At 67.5% G+C, this 1,093-nt stretch carries 1 protein-coding gene; it reads left to right on the top strand.

Annotated elements, in window-relative coordinates; translation table 11 throughout:
* The first annotated feature begins 635 nt into the window (after positions 1-635).
* Positions 636-989, top strand: coding sequence for a hypothetical protein (locus tag ACWCQ6_RS37470; protein ID WP_382301667.1), 354 nt, complete (start codon positions 636-638; stop codon positions 987-989).
* Positions 990-1,093: the final 104 nt, after the last annotated feature.

Genomic DNA, 1,093 nt, shown 5'->3' on the forward strand with positions numbered 1-1,093 from the left:
CGCCCCCGTCCGGATACCGCATGTCTCCGGCGTACCAGCTCGGACGGACCGCGTCACCGGTCCCGACACAGATCCAGACCCCAAGACGCCGAAGTTAGTAAGCACACCGCCGACCAATAGCTGGCCGAACGCGAGGCCGGGCCCTGCCGAACCGCGCCTGTCAGGGACACGGTGCCGGTGCGGGTGGTGGGACCAGTGAGCGCGGCGACGTCCGGCTGGCCGCGGGCTGGTACGGTCACGGCGCATCGTCCCCGAACACAGGGAATCGGCTCCTAACGATGGCTCAGTTGGCACGGTATCGCCGTCACATGATCATGCTCGTCATCGTCGGCGTCCTGCTGATCACGGTTTCTCGTATGGGGGCAGTCCTCAGGGGGCTTCCTTGCCACCGGAATCGCCACAGTCGTGCTCGGGGTGGCTCTCCTCGTCGTGACGATAGTGGGCGGGCGTCGTCCTCGGCGCCCATAGCGGGCCCGGTCCTCCGAACCGCCGGAGGGCCGGGCTCGTGCCGTGTGCCGACCCGCCCAAGCGATGTGTCGTTTCGGGGGTGGTAGTTGGTGTGCTGGGAGTGGTGTGGGCTGTCCGATCCGGGCCGTAGTGTGGGTGCCCTGGCCGAAATCTGGGAGGGACGGGGCATGGAGGCAGCCACCGCACGGTTCATTGAGGAGTCCACGGCTCTGCCGCCGGCGGCGCTCGCAGCGTTGTACGAGGACTCCCTTGACCGCTGGAGCCGGGGCGGCCGCGATGCCAGCCGCGCGACCAGGGTCTCCGCGTCTGAGAACTCCGCGATCGAACGTGCCGTCCGCACCGCTCTCCTCCGCCGCACCCACGAACTGGACGCCTTCCGCCCGCACCTCTGCTTCGACATCAAACCCGCCTGCTCGATCGCCGCGCGTGCTGTCTGCAAGCGTACGAAACTGACGGAGGAGCAGTACCGGGTGCTGCTTGACCCGTTCGCGGCGGCAGGGGTCACGGTCCCAGGGTGGTGAGTACCGAGACCTAAGGGCTTGCAGATCATTAACACGTCGTCTTGATCTTGTTGCAGGGCTCGCTGGTTTGGGTGAGGACTCGAGCCTGGAGGGCCGCGAGGACG

The organism is Streptomyces sp. NPDC001880, from assembly GCF_053594575.1.

What these genes read in the sequence shown, in the direction of transcription:
- ACWCQ6_RS37470 (WP_382301667.1), top strand. Translation starts at nt 636, where the DNA reads ATGGAGGCAGCCACCGCACGGTTCATTGAGGAGTCCACGGCTCTGCCG.